Source organism: Psychromonas sp. SR45-3, assembly GCF_014163575.1.
Classification (GTDB): Bacteria; Pseudomonadota; Gammaproteobacteria; order Enterobacterales; family Psychromonadaceae; genus Psychromonas; species Psychromonas arctica.
Window position 1 is genome coordinate 136,222 of record NZ_JACJDP010000005.1, and the last position, 6,960, is coordinate 143,181.

Annotated in this window: 6 protein-coding genes; 4 read left to right on the forward strand and 2 right to left on the reverse strand. The window is 34.9% G+C overall.

The features are described 5' to 3' along the window. Nucleotides 1-176: 176 nt before the first annotated feature. Nucleotides 177-989 carry a Cof-type HAD-IIB family hydrolase gene (locus tag H5084_RS04865; RefSeq protein ID WP_182689703.1) on the forward strand — a complete coding sequence of 271 codons (813 nt, stop codon included), beginning with the start codon at nt 177-179 and terminating at the stop codon, nt 987-989. A gap of 337 nt (nt 990-1,326) precedes the next feature. Here the strand turns inward: H5084_RS04865 and H5084_RS04870 are convergent, their stop codons facing one another. Together H5084_RS04870 and H5084_RS19670 are read right to left on the reverse strand one after the other, a co-directional pair. Continuing rightward, nucleotides 1,327-2,736 (reverse strand): amidohydrolase, encoded by a 1,410-nt coding sequence (locus tag H5084_RS04870; protein ID WP_182689704.1) that lies wholly within the window; start codon nt 2,734-2,736, stop codon nt 1,327-1,329. A gap of 197 nt (nt 2,737-2,933) precedes the next feature. Next, nucleotides 2,934-3,062 (reverse strand): hypothetical protein, encoded by a 129-nt coding sequence (locus tag H5084_RS19670; RefSeq protein ID WP_259396683.1) that lies wholly within the window; start codon nt 3,060-3,062, stop codon nt 2,934-2,936. A 343-nt stretch (nt 3,063-3,405) separates the two neighbouring features. Between H5084_RS19670 and H5084_RS04875 the strand changes: the two genes are divergently transcribed. From H5084_RS04875 to H5084_RS04885, 3 genes are all read left to right on the forward strand, one after another. Beyond that, the gene (locus H5084_RS04875; RefSeq protein WP_182689705.1) at nt 3,406-3,729 is read left to right on the forward strand and encodes a hypothetical protein; all 324 of its coding nucleotides are present in this window, start codon (nt 3,406-3,408) and stop codon (nt 3,727-3,729) included. A 746-nt stretch (nt 3,730-4,475) separates the two neighbouring features. Then, a complete protein-coding gene (locus H5084_RS04880; RefSeq protein ID WP_182689706.1) occupies nt 4,476-5,084 on the forward strand; it encodes a copper homeostasis protein CutC in 609 nt (202 codons plus the stop codon). Nucleotides 5,085-5,341: 257 nt separating this feature from the next. Then, nucleotides 5,342-5,557, forward strand: coding sequence for a hypothetical protein (locus tag H5084_RS04885; protein ID WP_028870077.1), 216 nt, complete (start codon nt 5,342-5,344; stop codon nt 5,555-5,557). Nucleotides 5,558-6,960 lie beyond the last annotated feature (1,403 nt).

A 6,960-nucleotide genomic window follows, 5' to 3' on the forward strand; every position in this document is an offset into this window, starting at 1 on the left:
TTAGGATGAGGCCAAAAACGCGATCTAGATAATTTTTAACAGATCATGAAATGCCACTTTCTAAATTATTTCTTTTAATGCTAGCTACATGGTTTTTATCCATTTGCTAAAGCATCACGAAAAATCATATAATCATCCTATTATCAATCCCTTACAAAATATGCGAGCGTTCATCAATGGCACAACATAATATTAAATTCATTGCTACCGATATGGACGGTACGTTGTTAGATAATGAGGGTCGTTTACCACCTGATTTTTTTGACGTATTCCAACAATTAGAGCAAAAAGATATTATGTTTGCAGCTGCTTCTGGGCGCCAATATTATAGCTTATTACAAACCTTTTCTTCGGTTAAGGAACGCATGATATTTATTGCTGAAAACGGCACCTTAGTCATGCATAAAGGCGAAGAACTCTACAGTTGTACTATTGATACCAGCTCAATTCATCGCATTATCAAAGAGGCTCGATTAATCGAAGGTGCACATATTGTTTTATGTGGCAAAAAGTCCGCATACATTGAAACACAAATACCTGAAGCACTTAATGAAATAAAAAAATACTACCATCGTTGTGAATTTGTAAAAGATTTACTCGAGGTAGAAGATGAGTTTATTAAGATTGCTATCTGCCATTTTGATGGTTCACAAGAACACGTATATCCGTCAATTAATGAAAAATTCAGTATTGACCATAAAGTAGTGGTAAGCGCTAAGGTTTGGCTTGATGTAATGAATATCAATGCATCAAAAGGAGATGCCATCACATATTTACAAGACACATTAAAGTTTAGTTTCGAACAAACAATGAGTTTTGGTGACTACTTTAACGATATCGAAATGTTACAAGCAAGCTTTCATTCTTATGCAGTAGAAAATGCCCATGAAAAAGTAAAAAAATATGCCCGTTTTAGTGCGCCGAGTAATCTTAATCATGGCGTGTTGAACGTGATTAAAGAACACCTTCAGCTTATCGAATCGGATTGACTAAATTTTAATAAAAAAGCCAGTATGTAACTGTTTATAATTAACTGATCTAGCATTAAATCTTACTAGGCTATGGATTATTGTTTGGCTATAAACACTAATCCATAGGACATAAATCTAACGTTTCAATCGATTGCGTTATTTGCTTATCACTAAGCACCTTTAAGCTAGAAATAAGTCCTTGGACTTATAAGCTAAACTGATCATAAATAGAAGTTTAGTGGTTTAGCAATTTGCTCGTAAATCGCAGAGAGAGCGGCCAGTAAAATTACAGGGTAGGTCTTTGGAGTAAATAAAACGGGTAAACTGAATTATTTAGCCCGTTATCTTTCACTTTTTATTGCACAATTTCTCCACTATCGATAATAGTTTTTCTAACGACATCGGTAAATTTCAATGCTTCTTCACGAATTTTATCTTCATCTACTGTCAAAACCTTCTTATCTTCCATGAGTATTTTTCCGTCTACGATAGCATGACGGACATTGGTCGGATAAGCAGAGTAAACTAAAGCTGAATATGGGTTGTACATGGGAACCATATTCACCGCTTTAGTATCGATAACAATGATATCAGCAAGTTTACCGACTTCTAATGATCCTATCTTATCTTCCATATGTAAAGCTCTGGCGGCACCCATGGTGGACATATCAATGACTTTAACTGGCGGCATTGCAGCACGATCGTGGTTAACTAACTTGTGTACTTTCGCTACTTGTCCAAATTCTGCAATGGTACTTAAGTTATTACCTGACATTGGGCCATCGGTTCCTAAGCCAATGCGAACTCCTTGGTCATACATTTTGAGTGCCGGTGAGACACCTTTTGCAGATTTTATATTTGCACTCATGTTATGTGCAACGCCCATATCGCTTGCTTTTACCAAAGCGATATCTTCGTCGTCAACTAAGATCATATGAGCACCAACAAGCTGACTATTTAACGCACCAATATCATGCATATATTGAACTGGACTTTTACCTCTGCTGATTTCTGCAATTTTCTCTTCTTCGCGTGTAGATTCCGCTAGATGAATCAATACGGGTACACCTTTTTCTTCGGATAGTTTTGCAACTTGTTGCAATACTTCTGTTGTATTGGTGTAGGGAGCATGTGGTGCAAATGCGGGCGTGATACGAGGATGATCTTTATATTCTTCGATAAATTTAAGAGCGTAAGCAATCCCTTCCTGTGCATTTTTTGCATCCGCTACAGGAAATTTTATTACTGTTTCACCTAATACTGCACGCATACCGATTTTATCAACGGTTTTTGCCACTTCATCTTCAAAATAGTACATATCTGCGTAAGTGGTTACACCGCCCTTTAACATCTCTACGTTACCCAAGTTAGCTCCGATACGGACCATATCACGAGAAACCAGTTTTGATTCGAGCGGGAAGATATAACGGTGTAAGCGATCTGGTACATCATCGGCAAGTGATCTAAAGACGGTCATTGAGACATGTGTATGCGTATTAATTAGTCCTGGCATAACGATGTCGCCAGCCACATTCATTATTTTAGTTGCTTGGTATTGGTCTGCTAATTTTTTATCGCCAACAGCAATTATTTTATTATCTTTAATGGCAACCGTACCAGACTCATAAATAGTTTTTTCTGCATTCATAGTCAGTACAGTTGCATCAGTGATCAGTATGTCAATATTTTCTACTGCAAAAGCTGAAGCTGAGAATAAAGATGTCGTCGTTAATGCAGCTGCGATTAAGTTTTTATGAAAGCCCATAGATAATCCCTTTTTTGAAAAAATAAAGTAGCGATGTGGTAAAACAAGATGTAACTCGTTTGAATAGAACGCAGTTGATTTATTATCAAATATTAACAATAAATGCAGGAGATTAGCTATTGATTTAATGCAAATACAAGACACTTGGGGCGAGAGTAATCGCTCAAGGCAGACTACATCTAAACCAATCCATTCTATTAAATGGTCCCATTCGGGTCATCAAATGGAATACCTGTTGCATGAAACTTTGAGCCAGGCTCTTGTCTTGCAATAAGCGTTTTTGCATGCTTATTAACTTGCAAAACAGGATGAATACCATCTTTCAAAATAGACTCGTAAATTTTTAGGGCACGAACATCTGTTAATAAATGATTGAAATTGCATGTTTTAATAGCTTACTAGATTTGTTTAATAACTGTAATTCATTCGATTAAAAGTTTAGCAATTGCAACAACCCATCCCCTGTCAGTAATATGACTTTAATTTTACATTTATTTTTTGTAAATGATATGCTGTTTAATGATTATGATTGCATGCTTTTTTGTGAATTAAATTTATGAATTGTGGTGATCTAAATTGGGATTATAAATAAAACGTTATGTGATGAAACATTACGTACATATAACAAATTTATTAAATGTAATAAGCTACAATAATGAGGAAAATAAAATGATTCAAGGTCAACTTTACAGTGGTCAAGTAACCGAAACAATAGCTATTTCAGATATAAATCAAGGTAGAGATATTAATCTGAATTTACATCATAGTGATAGTGGCGGTTCTATAAAGATTTACGTACTAGGTGCTGATGAAGCAATCTTTAAAGTTAAACATGTTTTAACTGTTATTCCAGGAGGGGCAGATGTGTCTTTAAATTTCACGGCTAATTATAACTACATTCAATTGGAAGCAGTTGATGGAGAGCACGGCGCTAGTGAACATGAACGCCCTTCAGTTAGATATGATCTCGACAGACAGACGCTTCCTGTATAACTGCATTTTTATACGTACTCTAACAGACACCTATCTTAATGGTGGGTGTCTCATAACGAGACTGTAGAGTCGCTCATTTCAAGCCAATTTAACTTCATCAGAAAACCACCATTATTTGCATTTACTTGATGAAAAATTAATTGCATTATTTCTAATAAATATGTGAATACATGTGATGGATATTTTATTAAATTATTGCCTTAAATAAATTTTATGATCAGGGCCGATAAATGCCATTATTACGCTCCTCTTGCTTTTCGGCCACTAGAAACTGTTGTTGTTGAATTAGCCTAACAATTCAATAAAGGACTCTAATCCCGTCATTGAAGCGAGACTGAGTCATAACAACTACCTCTTCTTAGCGTGTATAAGCTAGATAACTAAAAGATTGAAGAGTAATTATGAGTCGTTAAAGCTTATTTGAGTCCACATTCCTACAGAAAACGTCATCCGTAATGTTTAAGCGGCGACATACTTTTGCTTAATATTTATGATTAAAAAACGGAGTAAAAACAGTTTAACCTTGATCACATGGAGTGAACATATGCGTCCATATCCCTTTATTGATCGCCAGTCCCATATATCATCACCATAAAAACGAACTAAAAGTATTATTACTTGAATTCAAATAATAATAAAATAGCTATAAATTTCAACAGGCTAAAAAATGCTATTAGTTTTATAGACTTGACGAGTACTATTCTGATCATACTATGTTACTAATAATTTTTTAAAAGGAGTAGAACATGGTCAAAGAATGTTGTGTAGGAAGTTACATAGAGGCTAAACGAGCTTATGAAAATGGAGCAAACAGAATTGAGTTATGTGATAACTTGTTAGAAGGTGGAACTACACCAAGTTATGGGACAATAAAAAATTCTGTTTCAAACATATCAATACCTATTAACGTAATTATAAGGCCTAGGAGCGGTAACTTTATATACTCAGATGAAGAATTTGAAATAATGCTAGATGATATAAAAATATGCAAAGATCTGATGGTAAATGGGATCGTATATGGAGTGTTAAATAATGAAAATAAAATAGATGTAGAAAAGGTAAAAATAATAATGGCGGCGGCAAGTGACCTTAAACAAACATTTCATATGGCATTCGATGAGATAGAAAACAAAAAAGAAGCGATAGATATTTTAGTATCGTTAAAAGTAGATAGGATACTTACCAAAGGAGGAAAAAATAGCGCTTTAGAAAACCTACAATGTTTACAAAAACTAATTACGTATGCGCAAGATAAAATCATCATTATTCCGGGTGGCGGTGTAAATAAAGATAACTTAGTACAAGTTGTAAAAGAGACCGGAGCAAAGGAAGTACATGGAAGTAAAATAGTATAATTATAATTGTAAATGTGACAAGCCTATTTTCGACCCGGTCCAAAAATCTGTGTAACTGCGGTTTTTAAACGTAATCTTTAAGAGGGTCTTCGAATGTTACCATAAAACGATTCAAGGCCGTTTTCCAATTTCTTATCTGCATGATCCATTTCTTTGAGTCATTCATAATAGGATCATAATCCACTTCTGGCATATGGGTAAAAATTCTAATACCGACATGAATATAATTGTTATAAGAATAGAAGGAAATGAGACTAATGAAATCAATCAAGACAGACAACAAAAAACAGAGCATCACAAACTTTGCTGCAATAAAAACGGCAATAGCAAATAATGAGGAAGAACTTCTCAAAGAATTATTGGCTGACCAAAAGATGCAAGAAATTGAAAAGAGCCACTTCATCGAGCTAGCCGAATTCAGCAATAACTCTGCCATTTTGAAAACACTGAAAGCTATTCCATTAAATAAATAGCTTCAGCTCTATAAATACCGATAATGATTCAATCGAAAATATTATGTTAGGGTATTGGTTAACCCTAGCTTTTAGCTGAAGATGATGGACTGATGAGCTGCATGGTATGGATAACTTTTCGAACCGAGTCGAGGAAATACCGTCAAACATGCCTTAACCTAAATTTTGGACACAACTGCAGTTTCCTCTTTATAAATGGAGGATCACGGAAAAGAAGGTAATATTTCACTTGCATTAAATGTCGACTAGATAGAAATAAGTTGTTTACCACACCACGACAAGTCAAAAACTCTTCGGCTTGCCCATGGGGTTTGACTCGCCTTATGTGCCATTCTTGTAGCCGGGTGGGTTGATGCGATAATTCACATCCATTATTTTCATACTGAACTGTCGAGTACTCGCACTTGGCATTAGCTCTTTTTGCAGCTGAATAGCTTGCTAATTTATCTGTCACAATCTTCAACAGTGCCATTACTGACTTTTCAATAATCGCTTAAAGAAACGCATAGCAGCCCATTTATCTTCACATTTTGCACCAGAATATCAATTTCATGACCATCTTTATCTACTGTTCGCCAAAGGCGATACAATACGTCATTTATTTTGATAAAAGCCCCATTCAGATACCACGTATCACCAAGTTGTCTCGGGTCTTTTTGATCTCTGATTACAATAGCTTGTCCCATACTTTATAAACCACTGACGCTCGTGCGTTGTGAAATGCTTTATCTAAAACACCTACCTTTTTAAATTAATTGTATTAAATTATTTGTGATTAATTATATCGGTAAAAATAATTATTCATACCGCACATCAGAAACCTATTAATTAACTTACAAAAATCTATTGGCAACCAAAATGGACACCGAGCTAAATCTTAGGTTTTTTTTAGTTATTCTAAGCAGCTAAAAGTAGTGTTTAAAAGAGGGAAATTTGAAGAATAATGAGTTAAAACTGGGTTGATATTATCAAATTAAAGAAGAAAAAAACCGCTTTTGCGTTTAAGCATAAAGCGGTTTTCTTAATGTGGTCGGTGATAGATGGAGCGAATAAGCGCCAGCTTAGTGTTTGAGCTATCTTTTCAACTAATATGGCACTTTTAATGTCATAAACGAAAAAATCCGCTTAACTATTGCTAGCTAAGCGGATTATTCTTAATGTGGTCGGAGATAGATGGAGCGAATAAGCGCAAGCTTAGTGTTTGAGCTATTTTTTCAACTAATATGGCACTTTAATGTCATAAACGAAAAAATCCGCTTAACTATTGCTAGCTAAGCTGATTATTCTTAATGTGGTCGGTGATAGATGGAGCGAATAAGCGCAAGCTTAGTGTTTGAGCTATTTTTTCAACTAATATGGCACTTTAATGTCATAAACGAAAAAATCCGCTTAACTATTGCTAG

Coding starts and splice junctions, on each gene's coding strand:
- H5084_RS04865 (WP_182689703.1), top strand. CDS start 177: ATGGCACAACATAATATTAAATTCATTGCTACCGATATGGACGGTACG.
- H5084_RS04870 (WP_182689704.1), bottom strand. CDS start 2,736: ATGGGCTTTCATAAAAACTTAATCGCAGCTGCATTAACGACGACATCT.
- H5084_RS04875 (WP_182689705.1), top strand. CDS start 3,406: ATGATTCAAGGTCAACTTTACAGTGGTCAAGTAACCGAAACAATAGCT.
- H5084_RS04880 (WP_182689706.1), top strand. CDS start 4,476: ATGGTCAAAGAATGTTGTGTAGGAAGTTACATAGAGGCTAAACGAGCT.
- H5084_RS04885 (WP_028870077.1), top strand. CDS start 5,342: ATGAAATCAATCAAGACAGACAACAAAAAACAGAGCATCACAAACTTT.